The following is a 16,140-nucleotide window of genomic DNA, read 5'->3' as shown; positions in this document are numbered from 1 at the left end:
AGAATCAGAATTTCCTAGTCAATATTACTAAGGAGTTTGAATTTGAAATTGAATGCCGTTTGGTGTCTGTTTGCACCAGATCGGTCAAAGAAAAATTGTATTCGTATTTTTCCAAATACTCCCCTGAGAGAATATCCTGCTCCCTTTCTTCCATAAAGTCCTCAGAAACTTTTTCGCCTTCGAACCAACTGCCCCATGTATTCGATAGTGATTTTTTCATTAGTCAATCCCAACATGTAAGTAACGTCCAAATCCAATAAAGCAATCAGTCCCCGTCAACTCCCCCTTCGACCCACCCGTTATTACCTCAACCGCAAACACCTCGAGGTAGTACCCATGAAGCCGTTCATCGCCTTAACCGCAACCGTGACCGCATTTGCATTCACCGCACCTGCCTTGGCTTGGGGTGGCGGCGACTATGGCTATTGGGAACGCAGCAAGCAAGAGTATTGGGATGGCCCGTGCCTGGTCAAAATTGAATCCAAGCCCTATGAATACAAAAAAGAAGTGAAGTGCGAAGATGGCTTTTCGCCTGTGGCCGATGCACCCTGGAAAGAGGAATATCGCGATGGCGAATGCAAGGTGAAGCGAGAGGCCAAATACGACGAGTTCAAAGAAGAAATCAAATGCCGTTGAGTTTCCGCAATACACCGCGAAGCGAAAGTATTGCTGTGACAAGACTGGCTGGCGCAGTGTCACTCATACCCATGGCACGCATGCATTTTTCCAGCCAGTCGGGCTTGTCCAGTAATTTACCAATTGCTTTATCAAGGTCTTGCTGAATACTCTGGCCGTAAGCTGTTTCAGCTTTGACAAGCGCTTTTGCAAACACGTCAAAACCTGGTTTCATCATGGCAAGGTCAATCAAGTCGCGATTGAACACACCTTCATCCGCCCAGCGGTCGGAATTCGCGAGCAATTTGCTTGCAAGCAAGTCAACAACACTCAGCGTGGCAACCCCGCACACTTCATCAGTAGGTTTGGGCATCTCAAACTCTATTCGGCCTTCCAGCACAATTTCAAATTTGATGTTGTGTTGGCCCAGTCCAATTGCAGTGCGAATGCCGTATTGGTCTGCACGCACTTCTCGAAGTTGCGAAATCAAAGTGGTGTTTTCATTGAAAAGCCCCAGCACGCTTCCAGACTCTCGTACCAATGTACGCAAGGCCCTGTAGCTGGCAAGGTCAGATACCATCAAATCGATGTCCACTGACTCCCTGTATTCCCCATGTCGCAGCGCAATTGCCGTACCTCCGCCAAAGTAGCACTGGTGTACTTTCAGCAAGTCGGCATTCATCAAGCGAAGCACCTGTTCAATCGCCTGGTGGTGTGTGCGTTTAAACATTCAGGCACCGTCCTTCGAACCAGGTTCAAACTTCGCCTGCAGTCGCTCGATCAACTGTTGTTCATCCTCAGTTATTTTCGTTTCATCAATATGCCGCCAGTTGCGCACATAAATATCCCAGGCTTGCCGGGGAGTAATCGATTCAGCCCCCTGCACATGCCAGGCAAGCGATTTCAATTGAGGGTAGTTGCCCAAAGCGATCACTTCAGGAATCGGTGCAGTTCTATCATCGCAAGTACTCACAATTCCGCACCTTAAGCCCAGTGCGGCCACAGCAGCCCAATAGGCGCCCGCGGCTACAGAGGGCTCCCCCAGTTCAATCCGGTGCAGAGTAGTTCGTGAAAGGCCTGCGGCAGTGGCCACCGCCTCGGCACTTAATTTGTTGGCCTTGCGGTATTGCTTCAATTGTTTGCCCAAAGCAAGCAATTGATCTCGCGGTGTGGCAGTTTGTAAATTGAATTTGGCTGGCATAGTGTTTCTCATTCTATACAAAAATAGAATTTTGTATACAACCAGAAACAAATTATCGCTTATTCCACCGAAAAGCTCGACCCACAGCCACAGGTACTTTTTGCCTGTGGATTGTTGAACACAAAACGTGAAGCCAAGGTGTGGGCTTCATAGTCGATGGTGGTGCCTTCCAGGTAGGGGGCGCTGACCTGGTCTACATAAATGTGAATGTAGGGGTTGATTTGCACCAGTATGTCGTCCTCGTCCGTTTCCTTGGCCAAGTCGATTTTGTATTCAAAACCTGAGCAGCCGCCACCTTGCACATACAGGCGAATCATGGCCGGTTTGTGCATATTGTCCCGCAAATCCAGAATTCGCTCTTGGGCCGCGTCGGTCAGGGCAATGTTACAAGTGGGTGTTGCTGCTTCAGTGGTCATGTCAAATCAGGTTGGTTTCCGCTTTCTCGGTCTCGCAGCTGGAAATTCTCCAGGTGCCGTCCGGGCGCTTTTGCAATACGTAGTATACGTTCCAAAGCGTTTTCTGGCGGTCGATCATCTGCACCGCGTGTAGTGCATTCATTCCATCGGTCTCGAATTTCACGAAGCGCACTGTCACGGGCTTCACCACCACGTCGTAGCCTTCACGAACCATTTTCATGAAAGTCTCGGCATCGCCAAACATGGTTTGAATATTGGGGGTTGCGTAGGAAAAGGCCTTGGGGCCGTCGCCTTGTTTAAAGGCTTCGAGTTGGGCTTCAATCACTGCTCGGGTTTCTTTGCGGTCGCTGGCTTCGTCAGCCTGGACCATGCTGGTGGTAAAGGCCGCAGTTAAAACTCCAGCAAAAATTACCAGCCATAGCTTCCATATTCGCTGTCTGAAACTGTTTTCTTTGTCAAACCTGAATTTTTGTTTGGTGCTGGAAGGGGGGCGGGAAGAACTGTCACTTGGCATTTGCGAACTACCTGTGCAAACAATCGAGTTTTGAGTTTGCATCGAATCGGGCGCATTTGCAAGTCCGAAAAGAACAAAGGGCAACCTTCCGAAGAAGATGCCCTTTGTCAACTGAAGTCACAAACAATCAATGACTTATGCGCTTATCAGGTGCCAATAATGCCACCGTCTGTGCGGCGAACCACCACGGTTGCCGAGCGTGGGCGGCTGGCAGTTGCGCCATCGGGCCAGCTTGAAAACGCGGTGGGGTTGGCAATCAATTCAGCCTCGGTGTATGGCATACCCGTGGCTGGGTTGGTGGCGTTGGGGTGACGGCCAACTTCGCCTGGGTGCTGAATGTCCACGAACATGGTTCGCATGTCAGGTGTCCATGTCACGCCGGTTACTTCGCAGCCGTCCGGGCCCACAAAGAAACGCTGAACTGTGCCTGCATCCAGGTCAGCAACAAGCATCTGGTTGTTGCCGTGGCCTGCGTAGGCGCCCGTGTTGCTGAAGTTACCGTCGGTCTGCACCCACAAGCGGCCCAAACGGTCAAACTGCAAACCGTCGGGGCTGTTGAACAGTTCCTGGCCAGGCTCGCCTGCCAACAGGAAGATGTTCCAGTCAAAGGTAGTACCTACAGCGTTTGCATTGGTTTCATTGATGCGAATAATGTGGCCGTAAATGTTGTTGGCGCGTGGGTTGGCTTCATTCACCTGACCCGCTGTACGGGCACTGTTGTTGGTCAATGTTACAAACACCTCACCTGGCTTGTTGGGGTTTGCAGCCAGCCACTCTGGGCGGTCCATCGGGGTGGCGCCTACGGTGCTTGCAGCTTGGCGGGTGCGAATCAACACATCGGCCTGGTCGATATAACCGTTGCCAGTGGTCAGGCCGTTTTGGCCATGCACCAGCGGAATCCATACACCAACACCCACGCCGTCGCCAGCTGTGCCATCGTCATTGAACTGGGCCACATACAGAGTACCCGCGTCCAGAATGTCGGCATTGGCTGCCATGTTGTTTTCGTCGTAAGCCGCGTCCGAAACAAACTTGTACACGTACTCAAAGCGCTCATCACAACCCATGTACACCACCACTTTTTTGGTGGTTGGGTCAATTACCAATTCGGCATTCTCATGCTTGAAGCGGCCCAAGGCAGTGCGCTTTTTGGGTGTGCTTGCGGGGCGGAACGGGTCAATTTCTACAACCCAGCCAAAGCGGTTGGGTTCGTTGCGGTTACCCGTTGCGCTAATGTCAAAGCGGGGGTCGCTTTCGTGCCAACGGTAACCAAAACCTGTTTGGCTCAAACCATAGCGGGCTTCCAGCGCATTGCGTGTAAATGTTGTGTCAGTCCAGCCAAAATAGCCGTTGAAGTTTTCTTCACAAGTAATGTAGGTGCCCCATGGGGTTTGGCCGGCACCGCAGTTGTTCAGCGTGCCCAGTGCACGTGTGCCTGTGGGGTCTGCTGCAGTTTGCATCAACACATTACCGCGTGCAGGACCAGAAATATCGATAGGCGTGTTGCCGTGAATGCGACGGTTGAATGTTGAGTTACGGTTCACAGTCCAAGTGCCGTTGCTGTTTCGCATAACTTCGATCACAGATACACCATGGGCGGCTTGGCCTTTACGTGCATCTTCAAAAGTGAATGTGACTGTGGAGTCGCTGACCACCTTGTCATAGTAATACTCAGCGTTCAGGTACTCGTGGTTAATACACAGCAGGCCAACATCGCTGCGTTCGCTGCCATCTGCATTCTTGAACGGGAAGAAGTTGATCGCATCGTGGTTGTCGCCGCTTTGCTGTTCCGCCACCGCAGATGTTTCGCTCAAGTCACCTGCGAATGCGGGTGAGCCGGCAACGCAGGGATCACCCCAGCGGTACAGAATTTCAGCCACGTAACCATTGGGTACTACCACTTCGCTTCCCGAAGATGCCGCTGCGGCTGCAAAGGCCACCTCAGTGTTGGCGGGGGCAGTTGCTGCCACTGAACCATCCGATCCACAGGCATTCAAACCAAAAATTGACAGCGCCGCTAGGCCGGCACCGCTTTTCAACACATTGCGACGGCCCTGGTTCACCTTGATCGCGCGTTCAACGATCTCGGTCAGGCTCAATTCTTTGGCGGTATTTACGCCAATGTCTTCTGGTTCAAGTTTGTATGACATCTCTCAACTCTCATCGAATAGGTTATTTGAAAAAGCAGGCGTATCTAATCGCGTTTTGTATGCAGAAATGTGACAAACCGTCATATGGCCGCGATGTCATAAAAATTTCAAAATTAACGGGGAAAGTGATTGCTTTAGTCGCATGTCTGTCGATGACACGGTGCGACAGAATTCAATTTGAATCCATGCAAGGCGCATGTGGGTACAATTGAATTGAACCGGTTTTTTCGGAGTAGTTTCAGTGGCAGCAGCATTCAGCAGGGCAATTGCAGTGGCGCTTTGGGCGCTTCCCTCCATCGGGTTGGCGCAGGCTTCGAATGTGGTTACCACCACAGCCACGCCCACCCCCATGCGTTGGGTGATCAACATGGGCAATCAAACGCAGGGCACCGCACCCGCCGGTATGTTGCAAACTTTGCAAAACACCCTCGGGGTTCCTGTCAGCATGGTTCGCCCCCTGTTGCAGCCCAACAGCTACCTGGTTGAAATGCAAAGCCTGCCTGTGCTGGGCAGTTTGCAAACACCCCAAGCCATTCGTGCGGCGCTTCAGGCCCTGCCGGGTGTGCGCTTTGCCAGCCCCGACATTCAATTGCAACGCACGGCAGTGCCTGCCCCAAACGATGGCGCCTATGCGGTAAACCAAGCCAGTTACATGCACACCGGCGCGTATGCCTCACTGCGCATGCAGGACGTGTGGGAGCAAACCCGTGGCAGCAGCAACGTGGTGATTGCTGTGCTCGATTCTGGCGTGTTGTTTGAAAACCCTGAACTGAAAGGGCGCTTGTTGCCCGGGTATGATTTTGTTAGCCGAGTCACCCCGCCCACCGGTACTCAGGAAAATGGCACAGTCGTTGACTCGGGTTCCAACGACGGCGATGGCCGAGACCCCGATCCCTCCGATCCCGGTGATGCGCCACCCTCAGGTTTTAATTGCCCCGATGGTTCAACCACCAGCTCCTGGCATGGCACCACCGTGGCCTCCGTTGCGGCGGCGCAGTCCAACAACGGGCAGTTTCTCGCCGGTATGGACTGGAATGCCAAGGTGCTGCCAGTGCGTGTTTCTGGGCGGTGTGGCATTGCCACCAGTTCCGATATTGTGGATGCCTTTTATTGGGCCACCGGTTCCGGGCGTGTGGACCCCACCATTGGCGTGAACCCCAACCCAGCCAATGTAATCAACCTCAGCTTCGCCACCGACACACCTTTGTTTGGCGGCGGTTGCGCTGCAAATGACATGGTGGCATTGGCCATTGCTGATGCAAGGGCGCGCAATGTGTCGGTGGTGATATCGGCTGGCAATAATTCCGGCGGGGATGTGCAATACCCCGCCAACTGCGCGGGTACCATTGCGGCGGGCGCAGCCGAGCAAGATGGTCAATTGGCCAATTACTCCGCCAAGGGTGCAGGCACGGGCTTTGTAACCCTGCACGCGCCAGGCAATTCAAATGGCTTGTATGTGGGGGCCAGCAACACAGGTGGTTCCACACCCAATGCTAATGGCAGCACTGCATTTTTGTTTGCAGGCACCAGCTTTTCCGCCCCCATGGTGGCGGGTGCCATTTCATTGCTCAAGGCAGTGCGCCCCAGCCTTACACCCAGTCAAATTGACACCCTGTTGCGCAACAGTGCGCGCCCGTACCCCGCCAACGCCAGCAACTCTACAAATTTGGTGGGAGCCCGTCTGGACTGCACACCCACAAGTTGTGGCGTTGGTTTGCTGAATGTGCTTGGCGCAGTCCAGGCTGCCCGGGCCCTGAGTAACCCCTTGCCTGTGGCCAATGTGCAGCAGTCGGCGGTGGTGGCCAGCAATGGTCCCTTTGAGCTGGATGCGGCGTTGTCCACCAACAGCGCCGGTGGCGGTGCCAATCTCACCTTCAGCTGGCAACAGGTATTTGGCAACCCGGTGGCGTTGGCAGGTACCAGCACCAGCGCCCTGCAGGTGCAGTCTGGCATGGCGGGCAATATTGCTGAATTCGCGCTCACGGTCACCGACACCGCCACCAACCGCAGCAACACCAGCGTGGTCCGCCTGGCCAATGTGTCTGTGAACGAGCGAACCTTCACCCCCAGCAGTGCGGGTGGGGGCGGTAGCAGCTCAGGTGGGTCAGGCACAGGCACTTCCGCCCCAACTCCAGTGGCCACCAGTTCCGGTGGTGGTGGTGGGGGAGTGCTGGGATTGGCAGGAATGCTAGGTATGTTGATGCTGTTGGGGGTTTGGCGGCAAAGGCTTGGGGTTGCCTGAAAAAGTTGGGATAGAATCGGGATTCACTTGGTCATACCCCAACTAACAATCAGCCAAGAATCCAAATGCCCAGCCCAGTACCGCAGCATCAAGAAAACACCACCCTTCGTTGGGAATATGCGTCCGTAGTTGGCATTTTGGCCATCTGGGTCAGCATGTTGAGCCTAAAAATCGGGGTCGGGCTTATTGCAGGCCTCGCCATTTTTGCCCTTACACGGTTTACCCGCCGCGGTTTTGTGCACCTGCTTCAACCCCACATCAACAAATTCAATGGCGCTTTCATGCGCGGCCTGTTTGGCTGGTTGCCCACCTTTTTAACCACGGCCGTGGTGGCTGCAGCCATCGTGTTGCTGGGTATTGGCCTAAACAGCGGAGTGCGCTTTGTGCTGGCCACCATGACCCAGCAAGGCCCACAACTGGTTGAGGAGGCACTGCGCAACCTGAATTCAGTTACCGCCAGCTTGCCCCAAGCCATTAAAGAACACATACCCGGCAAGCCCAGCGAACTGTTCCGCATGATCAGCAAAGACGACAGCGACTTCGTGGGCTACATTCGCAGTTTTGGCGGCGCCAGCTTCTTCATTTTCCTGCAGTTTGTATTCGCCCTCATTCTTGGAGTTTCCGCGGCGCTCATGGTGCCAGCCCCTGTGGCGGGCGGCCCGGCCAAACCCTTGGCCGACGCCTGGTTGCAAACCCTTGAAAAGTACGTGCGCTGTTTCACTTTGCTTATGGGAGCGCAGGTGTACGTCAGTATTTGGAACACCTTCTGCACGGCAGTTTTTATTTACGGCATTTTGCCGGCATTCGATGTGGTGCTTCCCTTCCGGGAATTGCTGCTCATGTTCACCGCCGTGGCCAGCCTTATTCCCGCGGCCGGCAACATTATGGCCAACACCCTTATTCTGGTGCTTACCATTCGCTACGGCGTGTTTGTGGCCATGGGGTCTGTGCTTTACCTGTTCATCATTCACAAGCTTGAATACTTTGTGAACGGCTACATCATTGGCCGCAACGTGCGCGCCAGCGTGCCCGAAATGCTCATCGCCATCATTCTGGGCGAAGTGGCGTTTGGCTTGCCAGGGCTGATTACCGCGCCGGTTACTTACGCATTCCTGAAAATGCACTGGCAACGGTGGGGGTGGGTTTGAGTTTTCTTCAGCGAATCAACCCAGCCTGGTTTTTGGCAGGGGCGGCGTTTTTTTTGCCGATTAAGCCGGCGCCGGTGAATTTGCTGTTGGTGCTTACTTTGGTGTTTGTGTTGATCAATCCACAAACTCGCAATCGACTGGCCGGTTTGTTCAAGCATCCTATAACCGTGGCGGCGTATGCGCTTGTGGCATGGCTGGTGTTTACGCTTTCCTTCGACACTAGTAATTTCGATTCGGCCAGCGACTATCTCAGCAAATATCTTCGCCTATTGTTGTTGCCAATTCTGGCTGCAGTATTCTTGACCAAACAAGACGGCACCACCGTATTTGATGCATTTTGTGTTGGCGTGTTTGTCAGCGTACTCGGCAGTTATGCTGTGGCGCTGGGGTTTTTCCCATGGCCCGAGGGTTCGGAATCACCACTGCTATTCAAGCTACACATCACGCACAACTTTTTCATCGCTTTGGCCACCGGCTACGTGGCCTATCGCCTGCAGTCGGTATGGTCGCAAACTCACCTTGCAATCAAGGCTTTGGTTTTATTGGCATTGGGTCTGGCCCTGTACAACTTCTTTTTCATGGTTGAAGGGCGGTCAGGCTGGGTGGCCATGGCCGTGTTGCCTGTCGTTATCGCCTATCAACGTATTGGTTTGAAGGGATCGATCATCGCAGCGTTTGCGGTTCTGCTCATCCTGCTTGCCATGTATTTTGGCTCTGACTTCTTCAACACCCGGGTCAATGCCGTGTTTACCGAAGTTCAGCAGTGGATCGACGGGCAAGCAATTGCGCAAGAAACCAGTAACGGTCGCAGGCTAAGCTTTTGGCTTCATTCAATTGAGGCATTTGTCCAGGCACCATGGTTTGGCTACGGCATGGGTGGTTTTGAGGCGGCCGTTACACCGCATGCGCACGCATCCGGGTTCACCTTCGCATTCAATAACCCGCACAACCAGTACTTGTTGTTTGCTGTACAAGGTGGTGTTGTAGCCCTGGCGCTGTATGTGGTTTTTGTAGCCATGGTTTTGCTGCGGAACAACTCGCGGCACCTGTTGCTGCTGCATGGCTTTGTATTGGCTTATGTGTTGCTCAATCTGCTGAATTCGTTTCACTATGATTTCGCCGAAGGTGTGTTCTTTGTACTCGGTTTGGCTGCGTTGGCTTATCGCACGGAAGAATCATGAATTCGCGTTCAGTGCTGTTTTTAAGCCAATGGTTTCCGCCCGAGCATGCACCCATGGGTTACATGCTCAAAGAGCTCGCTGAGAATTTGGCCGCTCAGGGTTGGGACGTTGAAGTAGTTACCGGCTTTCCCAATCACCCCAGTGGCAAGGTACAGGCACCGTATGTCAAGCAACGAATTTTGCGTGAAACCTTGGGCCCGGTTCGTGTTACCCGCTTGTGGCTGTATACCTCTGAAACGCGCAGTTTTCTAAGCCGTGCACTTAATTTCCTGAGCTTCGTTGGCAGCAGTTTTTTGTATCTGCTCACTTGCAAAAAGCCAGCCTTGGTATTTGCCGTGTTGCAGCCGTTGCCGCTTGGTGCCACGCTTGCACTGTTGGCCAAATTACGCGGCTTCAAACTGATTTTCAATGTTCAGGATTTACACCCCGATGTATTGGTTGATTTGGGTTTAATCAAAAGCAAACCAGTGATCAACGCCTTGAAATGGATTGAACAAACTGCTTATCGAAGGGCAGACGGTTTGGCAGTTATTTGTCAGGGTTTCAAAAATCATGTCGAGCAGCACGGTGCGCGAGGCGCAGTTGAGGTTATTCCCAACTGGATCGACATCGACGAAATAAAACCCCAGCCTGAAAAGGGGCAGTTGATTCGCGACATGGCAAACATTCCAGCCCACGCCCCAGTAGTTTTATATGCTGGAACGATTGGTCATGTGTCGGGCGCGCAAGTTGTTTTACATGCTGCGAAGCTTGCTTCAGAACACAACTCAAGCAAAACAATTCATTGGCTTTTTGTCGGGGAAGGCCCCTTGTTGCCCACCTTGCAACACTTGGCGCAAGGTTTGCCCAATGTGCACTTTCTCCCTTTTCAGCCCAGGGAGCTTTTGCCCGCTGTACAAAACTGCGCAAGCATTTCCATGGTTAGTTTGTTGCCCCGTAAGGGAACGTTCTCGGTGCCCAGCAAGGTGCTTGGTTATATGGCCGCTGCAAAACCCGTTGTGGCTAGTGTCGACGCCAATAGTGAAACCGGTATCCTGGTGCAACAGGCTGGCTGTGGTTTGGTCGCAGAGCCCGGTAACCCACAAGCCCTGTTGCACGCCGTAGAGCAACTTCTTGCCAGCCCGCAAAACGCGCTTGAGCTTGGTGCAAAGGGCCGGCAGTTTCTGGAGCAGCGTTACAGTCGAACCCAAGTGTGCGCGCAGTATGCCGAATTTTTTCAACAAACACTGCAAGGGCACAAGCCATGACAAAGCTAGAGCCCATCCAAATTCGCCCCGCGCAAGCCAACGACATTGCTCAAATTGTTCAGGTACACATTCAGGCTTTCCCCGGTTTCTTTCTCACACTCATGGGTCCCCGTTTTCTGCGTCTTTTGTACAGCGGGTTCTTAAACCACCCCACTGGCATTTCATTGGTGGCGTGCTCAAAGGCCAAGCCTTCCCAAGTAATCGGTTTCGTAGTGGGTACAACCCAACCCCAGGGTTTTTTTTCTCAATTGCTCAGGCAGCGTTGGCTTGCATTTGCCTTGGCCTCTTTGTGGCCCTTGTTAAAAAAGCCTGGTCTGGTGTTTGTCAAACTTTGGTCAGCTTTGTTTTACAGGGGCGAGTCTTTGCCCGATCAACCCAATGCGGCCTTGCTCAGCAGCCTGGGTGTAAAGCCCACAGCGCAGGGGCAGCAAATAGGTCAGCAACTGGTTTCCGCATTTCTTGCCCACGCACAAACTGCCGGTGCAACAGCCGTGTACTTAACAACCGACCAAAGCGACAATACCAAGGCCAATCACTTTTATACAAAGCTTGGGTTTAAGCTTGCAGGTACCTGCAAGCGACCGCATGGCCGTATACTCAACCGATATTTGATCAAGTTAAACGCATGAGCACTCAACCATTTTTGCCATTTGCTTTGCCAGAAATTGGCGAGGAAGAAATTCAGGAAGTGGTCAATTGCCTGCGCTCGGGCTGGTTGACTACAGGCCCCAAAACCCGGCAATTTGAAACTGATTTCGAAGCCATGCTAAACGCAGCAGGCGGCGGTGTGGCTTCGGGTAATAAGCCAGTGCAGGCCATTGCTGTTAACTCAGCGACTGCGGGTTTGCACCTTGCGCTGGAAGCGATTGGCATCGGCCAGGGCGATGAGGTTATTGTGCCCACCCACACCTTTACCGCCACTGCCGAAGTGGTGCGTTACCTGGGTGCCGATCCTGTTTTTGTCGATGTACTGCCGGGCAGTTTGAATATCGATCCTGCGTTGGTTCGTGCTGTCATTACCGCCAAAACAAAGGCCATCATCCCAGTTCACTTCGCGGGGCTGGCTGCCGATATGTCGGCCATCGTTGCGATCGCTCAAGAACATGGTTTGAAGATAGTCGAAGACGCAGCACACGCCTTACCTTGTGTGGTTGATAGTGTCGCCGTGGGCAACCTGCAAACTGATGCAGCAGTATTCAGTTTCTATGCCAACAAAACCATCACCACTGGTGAAGGTGGTATGGTGGTCTCTCGCAATCCCGAAATCATCAAGCGCTGCAAAACCATGCGCTTGCATGGCATTAATCGCGATGTATTTGATCGTTTCACCTCCAAGGCGCCCAGTTGGTATTACGAAGTAGTCGCCCCCGGCTTCAAATACAACCTCACAGATCTCGCCTCGGCCATGGGTATTCATCAACTGAAAAAAGCAGAACTTTTCCGGGCTAAACGCCAAGCCATAGTTGATCAATACAATTCAGCCTTTGAAAATTTACCAGTTGTTTTGCCCCAGGGTGCGGCTGCCCACGGCTTGCATTCGTGGCACCTGTATGTGCTGCGTTTAAGTGATCAATGCCCACTCACGCGCGATCAGTTTGTTGAAGCGTTGTACGCGCAGGGCATTGGTTGCAGTGTGCATTACATACCGCTTCATCTACAGCCTTATTGGCGAGATACTTATCAACTGAAAACTGAAAATTTCCCGGTCAGCCAAAAAGCGTATGAGCGCATGGTGTCGATTCCCCTGTACTCAAAAATGACACAGACTGAAATTGATCGTGTTATCAATACAGTTCAATCCATTTTGGCCTGAGTAAACTCGTGATAAAACGTTTGTTTGATGTCGTGCTTGCATTCACAGGCTTGCTATTGCTGAGCCCGTTGCTGGTCCTTATTGCGGTGTTGATTAAACGCGATTCAACGGGCCCGGTATTCTTCCGGCAAGAGCGCATTGGCCTGCGTGGCAAGCCCTTTCGCATTCACAAGTTTCGCACCATGACCGTGGCGCAACCCGGTACAGCCATGCAAATTACAGTGGGGCAAGACGCACGCATCACCAAAGTAGGGGCCTTTCTGCGGCACTACAAAATTGATGAGCTGCCGCAGCTGATCGATGTGCTTCAAGGCACCATGAGCCTGGTGGGGCCCCGTCCAGAAGTGCCCAAGTATGTTGCCTTGTACCCCGAGCCCACAAAAAGCATTGTGCTTTCCGTGCGGCCTGGCATTACCGATTTGGCAAGTATTGAATATCGAAGTGAAAGCGAGTTACTGGGTAAAAGCAGCAACCCGGAAAAAACTTACATCGAGGAAGTAATGCCGGCCAAACTGGCTTACTGCGTGCAGTACGTTCAGCAGCAAAGCCTGTGGCTGGACATTCAAATTATTGCCCGCACCTTTCTTGCAATCTTGAAGTAGCGTTTCAGGCCGCGGGCTTGCCGGCGTTGGCCAAAGCATCAAATGTTTCATTTTCTGGCTGGTAACCATCAACTAGGCGCAGCAAAAGGTTCTTTAGCTCAGGCACGTTCCTCGTCTGCAAAATACTTTGCAGTGCTTCAACTTCCTGGTCTAGTTCCTGAACGCTGATACTTTTCTCATTGGCTTTCATAATGCGCGGGTGCTCCGTGGGTTTCGGGTCGTTACCAATCAGCAGCTCTTCATAAAGCTTTTCGCCGGGGCGCAAACCAGTCACCTTAATTTCAATATCACCGTTGGGTTGGTCAGGTTCTTTCACTGAATAGCCCGCCAAGGTAATCATGCGTTTTGCCAAATCGATAATCCGTATCGGCTCGCCCATGTCCAGCACAAACACATCACCACCTTTGGCCATCGCGCCAGCCTGAATCACCAATTGTGCTGCTTCTGGAATGGTCATGAAAAACCGGGTTACTTCGGGGTCGGTAATGGTAACCGGCCCAAGTTTCGCAATTTGCTGGCGAAACAAGGGTACTACCGAGCCGCTTGATCCCAGTACATTACCAAACCGCACCATGCTGAATCGGGTTGTTACACCGGGCTCATTTGCCAGGCTTTGCAGTGCCAATTCGGCAAGCCGTTTACTAGCCCCCATAATATTGGTGGGGCGTACAGCCTTGTCAGTGCTAATCAGTACAAAGTCTTCCACCCCCAACTCATTGGCTACTTGGGCAGTCAGGCGGGTTCCAAGGAAATTATTGCGTATGCCCTCAAACGGGTTTAACTCCACCAGTGGCACGTGTTTGTAAGCTGCAGCGTGGTACACGGTTTGGGGTTTAACTGCTTTGAACACCTCGCGCAAGCGGTGAGCATCGCGCACATCACCCAATACCGGCGACAGCTGAACCTCTCGGTAAAAAGAATTCACCTTTTGTTGCAGCTCGTGGTGCAGGGCATACAGCGCGTATTCATTGTTCTCAAACAGAACCAAGCGGCTAGGACGAGTTGCTAGAATTTGCCTGCACAATTCCGATCCAATGCTTCCGCCTGCACCGGTTACCAACACCACCTTCTGGTGGTTTTTCAAATTCAGCAACTCTACATTCGCGGGCACGTGGTCGCGACCCAACAGGTCATCAATGTCCAGTTCCCGAATGGAAGAATGTTCACTGTCTAGCGTTAAGCCGGCGGTTTGAATGTGCACGGGCAAACCCTTGCATTCTTCAATAATTTGACGGCGAGCACCTTGTGCGCCACTTTCCAAGGCAATCACCAGGTCTGAAACCTCATAGTTTTCAATCACCCGGCGCAGCTCATTCAAAGCAAACACCCGGTGGCCAGCCATATTGCGCCCTACCAGCTGTTGGTCATCGCTTACAAAGCCAATTTGAATGTACTCGGGCGAACTTCTAAGTGCATTGGCTAGTTGCACTGCCTCATGGCCTGCACCCACGATCAGCAAGCGGCGGCGCAGTACCCTCAGCCTAGGGTCGATGGTGCTTGAAAGCAGCCAAAACCGGGCAAACATGCGCACGCCAACAATAAAAGCACTCAGGATAAAAGGTTGCAGAACACCAATAGAGCGGGGGTTGGGGGGTATGTAAAAAGCCAACACAACCGCTGTGTAAAGGGCAGCATATACGGCCACTGCCTTCACGATTTGCTTGATAGCAGCCAGGTCGGTGTAACGGAATATGGCACGGTACAGGCCAAAATGAATAAATATGGGCAAGGCCAACAATGGACCAAACCAGTAAGGGATCCATTCATTGCCGCTGGGCACGTGCATGCCATCAATGCGCAGGCTAAAGGCCAGCCACGTGGCAGCAATGCCCATGGCAATGTCCACGGACATCACCAGCATTTGTTTTGCCCACCGGGGTAGGCCGATTAAACGTTCAGATCTCAAATTAACCTTTGATCAAAATGGGCGTATTCGGTAAATCACTCGATGATAATTCACTTCACTTCTATTGAAACCAAAACGGGCGCAGCAGCGTTACATTGAATCAAAGTAAAATCAACAGGCTTTCTAAATTACCCGCTCATTCCATGACAACTCAAAATGCAGTCCTTATGCTGGTATTTAACCGGCCCGATGTGACTGAACAAGTATTTCAGGCTGTGCGCAATGCTCGCCCCCCGCGCCTGTATGTTGCGGCGGACGGTCCGCGGCCTGGTCGGTCGCAGGATGAGGAGACAACAGCCAAGGTGCGCGAGGTTTTCAAGCAGGTTGACTGGCCTTGCGAAGTGCATACCCGGTTTTTAACTGAAAACCTGGGTTGCCGAAATGCCGTTTCAAGTGCAATCGACTGGTTTTTCAGCAAGGAAGAGCAGGGTATTGTGCTTGAGGACGACGTACTGCCTTCCCCCGCTTTTTTCAGCTACTGCGACACCATGCTCGAGCGCTACAAACACGACGAGCGCGTATTCTCGGTTGTTGGCAACAACCTGGTAGAACCCTGGTACCAACACCCAGAAAGCTATTTTTTCTCAAAAGTGTTTTTTGTGTGGGGGTGGGCCAGTTGGCGAAGGGCTTGGCAGCAGTACGATGTCAACATGTCCAGTTGGCCCGCTACCAAAACAGGGCAAAGTTTGCTGAAATGTATGCCCCGAAAAGGGCTTCACGCCGCGTACTGGAAGCTTGTTTTCGACCTGGCCCACAAGAATCAGATTTCAACCTGGGATCATCAGTGGACCTATGCGCATTGGGAAAACCAAGCGCTGTGCGTTACACCCGCCCACAATCTTGTTCGTAATATTGGGTTCGGCATCGATGCAACGCACACCTCTGGAGGCGATCCGGAATATATAAAACGGTTACAGGTGGCATCGCAAATAAACACAGGCCTTGAGCCCGCTGCTGTGACCGACAACGTTCAGTATTATGAACACATGTCCAAGCGCGTATTGGGAATTTCAGTACTCACATGGATCAGGCTTTCTCTCCGGCGGTTCCCCAAGTTTTTTGGCCAATTGAAGAAAATATCGAACAAGCTTCGAGCTGCGTGAGG

General features: G+C 52.4%; 16 protein-coding genes. 9 read left to right on the top strand and 7 right to left on the bottom strand.

The genetic code is table 11. The annotated features are described in order from the left end of the window. Positions 1-4 precede the first annotated feature (4 nt). The gene (locus tag HKT17_RS14225; protein WP_171100959.1) at positions 5-220 is read right to left on the bottom strand and encodes an AbrB/MazE/SpoVT family DNA-binding domain-containing protein; all 216 of its coding nucleotides are present in this window, start codon (positions 218-220) and stop codon (positions 5-7) included. A 116-nt stretch (positions 221-336) separates the two neighbouring features. Here HKT17_RS14225 and HKT17_RS14220 point away from each other — a divergent pair, with 116 nt between their 5' ends. Further along, positions 337-636, top strand: coding sequence for a hypothetical protein (locus tag HKT17_RS14220; RefSeq protein WP_171100957.1), 300 nt, complete (start codon positions 337-339; stop codon positions 634-636). Here HKT17_RS14220 and HKT17_RS14215 read toward each other — a convergent pair. From HKT17_RS14215 to HKT17_RS14195, 5 genes are all read right to left on the bottom strand, one after another. After that, complete coding sequence (locus tag HKT17_RS14215; protein WP_171100955.1) at positions 623-1,345, bottom strand: nucleotidyl transferase AbiEii/AbiGii toxin family protein; 723 nt, start codon at positions 1,343-1,345, stop codon at positions 623-625. The two genes, HKT17_RS14220 and HKT17_RS14215, sit on opposite strands and share 14 nt — an antisense overlap. Then, a complete protein-coding gene (locus HKT17_RS14210; protein WP_240965828.1) occupies positions 1,346-1,828 on the bottom strand; it encodes a helix-turn-helix domain-containing protein in 483 nt (160 codons plus the stop codon). It abuts the gene before it with no gap. Positions 1,829-1,875: 47 nt separating this feature from the next. Beyond that, a complete protein-coding gene (locus HKT17_RS14205; protein ID WP_008247649.1) occupies positions 1,876-2,232 on the bottom strand; it encodes a HesB/IscA family protein in 357 nt (118 codons plus the stop codon). 1 nt (position 2,233) lies between these two features. Continuing rightward, positions 2,234-2,602, bottom strand: a complete 369-nt coding sequence (locus tag HKT17_RS14200; RefSeq protein ID WP_205882449.1) for a DUF4864 domain-containing protein — start codon at positions 2,600-2,602, stop codon at positions 2,234-2,236. A gap of 290 nt (positions 2,603-2,892) precedes the next feature. After that, positions 2,893-4,896, bottom strand: a complete 2,004-nt coding sequence (locus tag HKT17_RS14195) for a PhoX family protein (RefSeq protein WP_171100948.1) — start codon at positions 4,894-4,896, stop codon at positions 2,893-2,895. 241 nt (positions 4,897-5,137) lie between these two features. Between HKT17_RS14195 and HKT17_RS14190 the strand changes: the two genes are divergently transcribed. The 7 genes from HKT17_RS14190 to HKT17_RS14160 all read left to right on the top strand — a co-directional run bounded on the left by HKT17_RS14190 (position 5,138) and on the right by HKT17_RS14160 (position 13,129). Then, entirely contained in the window at positions 5,138-7,138 is a 2,001-nt protein-coding gene (locus tag HKT17_RS14190) for a S8 family peptidase (RefSeq protein ID WP_171100945.1), read from the top strand. A 65-nt stretch (positions 7,139-7,203) separates the two neighbouring features. Beyond that, positions 7,204-8,286: an AI-2E family transporter gene (locus tag HKT17_RS14185; RefSeq protein WP_171100943.1), complete on the top strand. Its 1,083-nt coding sequence runs from the start codon at positions 7,204-7,206 to the stop codon at positions 8,284-8,286. After that, complete coding sequence (locus HKT17_RS14180; protein WP_171100942.1) at positions 8,283-9,467, top strand: O-antigen ligase family protein; 1,185 nt, start codon at positions 8,283-8,285, stop codon at positions 9,465-9,467. The genes HKT17_RS14185 and HKT17_RS14180 overlap by 4 nt, the downstream gene beginning before the upstream one ends. Beyond that, positions 9,464-10,714 (top strand): glycosyltransferase family 4 protein, encoded by a 1,251-nt coding sequence (locus HKT17_RS14175; RefSeq protein ID WP_171100939.1) that lies wholly within the window; start codon positions 9,464-9,466, stop codon positions 10,712-10,714. The genes HKT17_RS14180 and HKT17_RS14175 overlap by 4 nt, the downstream gene beginning before the upstream one ends. Further along, positions 10,711-11,343, top strand: a complete 633-nt coding sequence (locus HKT17_RS14170) for a GNAT family N-acetyltransferase (protein ID WP_171100938.1) — start codon at positions 10,711-10,713, stop codon at positions 11,341-11,343. Before HKT17_RS14175 ends, HKT17_RS14170 begins: the two co-directional genes overlap by 4 nt. Beyond that, on the top strand, positions 11,340-12,527 hold the full coding sequence (locus HKT17_RS14165; RefSeq protein ID WP_171100936.1) for a DegT/DnrJ/EryC1/StrS family aminotransferase: 1,188 nt from the start codon (positions 11,340-11,342) through the stop codon (positions 12,525-12,527). Before HKT17_RS14170 ends, HKT17_RS14165 begins: the two co-directional genes overlap by 4 nt. Before the next feature lie 8 nt (positions 12,528-12,535). Next, a complete protein-coding gene (locus tag HKT17_RS14160; protein WP_171100934.1) occupies positions 12,536-13,129 on the top strand; it encodes a sugar transferase in 594 nt (197 codons plus the stop codon). 4 nt (positions 13,130-13,133) lie between these two features. Here HKT17_RS14160 and HKT17_RS14155 read toward each other — a convergent pair whose 3' ends face one another. Further along, positions 13,134-14,990 carry a polysaccharide biosynthesis protein gene (locus tag HKT17_RS14155; protein WP_205882448.1) on the bottom strand — a complete coding sequence of 619 codons (1,857 nt, stop codon included), beginning with the start codon at positions 14,988-14,990 and terminating at the stop codon, positions 13,134-13,136. Positions 14,991-15,178: 188 nt separating this feature from the next. On the opposite strand from HKT17_RS14155, the gene HKT17_RS14150 reads away from it, so the two are divergent. Then, a complete protein-coding gene (locus tag HKT17_RS14150) occupies positions 15,179-16,138 on the top strand; it encodes a glycosyltransferase family 2 protein (RefSeq protein WP_205882447.1) in 960 nt (319 codons plus the stop codon). Positions 16,139-16,140: the final 2 nt, after the last annotated feature.

It is taken from the genome of Limnobacter sp. SAORIC-580 (assembly GCF_013004065.1).
In the GTDB taxonomy this organism is placed as follows: Bacteria; Pseudomonadota; Gammaproteobacteria; order Burkholderiales; family Burkholderiaceae_B; genus Limnobacter; species Limnobacter profundi.
The sequence above is the reverse complement of the archived record's forward strand: the minus strand, read 5'-3'. Positions and strand labels throughout refer to the sequence as shown.

What these genes read in the sequence shown, in the direction of transcription:
- HKT17_RS14225 (WP_171100959.1), bottom strand. Translation starts at nt 220, where the DNA reads ATGAAAAAATCACTATCGAATACATGGGGCAGTTGGTTCGAAGGCGAA.
- HKT17_RS14220 (WP_171100957.1), top strand. Translation starts at nt 337, where the DNA reads ATGAAGCCGTTCATCGCCTTAACCGCAACCGTGACCGCATTTGCATTC.
- HKT17_RS14215 (WP_171100955.1), bottom strand. Translation starts at nt 1,345, where the DNA reads ATGTTTAAACGCACACACCACCAGGCGATTGAACAGGTGCTTCGCTTG.
- HKT17_RS14210 (WP_240965828.1), bottom strand. Translation starts at nt 1,828, where the DNA reads ATGAGAAACACTATGCCAGCCAAATTCAATTTACAAACTGCCACACCG.
- HKT17_RS14205 (WP_008247649.1), bottom strand. Translation starts at nt 2,232, where the DNA reads ATGACCACTGAAGCAGCAACACCCACTTGTAACATTGCCCTGACCGAC.
- HKT17_RS14200 (WP_205882449.1), bottom strand. Translation starts at nt 2,602, where the DNA reads ATGGTCCAGGCTGACGAAGCCAGCGACCGCAAAGAAACCCGAGCAGTG.
- HKT17_RS14195 (WP_171100948.1), bottom strand. Translation starts at nt 4,896, where the DNA reads ATGTCATACAAACTTGAACCAGAAGACATTGGCGTAAATACCGCCAAA.
- HKT17_RS14185 (WP_171100943.1), top strand. Translation starts at nt 7,204, where the DNA reads ATGCCCAGCCCAGTACCGCAGCATCAAGAAAACACCACCCTTCGTTGG.
- HKT17_RS14175 (WP_171100939.1), top strand. Translation starts at nt 9,464, where the DNA reads ATGAATTCGCGTTCAGTGCTGTTTTTAAGCCAATGGTTTCCGCCCGAG.
- HKT17_RS14170 (WP_171100938.1), top strand. Translation starts at nt 10,711, where the DNA reads ATGACAAAGCTAGAGCCCATCCAAATTCGCCCCGCGCAAGCCAACGAC.
- HKT17_RS14165 (WP_171100936.1), top strand. Translation starts at nt 11,340, where the DNA reads ATGAGCACTCAACCATTTTTGCCATTTGCTTTGCCAGAAATTGGCGAG.
- HKT17_RS14155 (WP_205882448.1), bottom strand. Translation starts at nt 14,990, where the DNA reads ATGCTGGTGATGTCCGTGGACATTGCCATGGGCATTGCTGCCACGTGG.
- HKT17_RS14150 (WP_205882447.1), top strand. Translation starts at nt 15,179, where the DNA reads ATGACAACTCAAAATGCAGTCCTTATGCTGGTATTTAACCGGCCCGAT.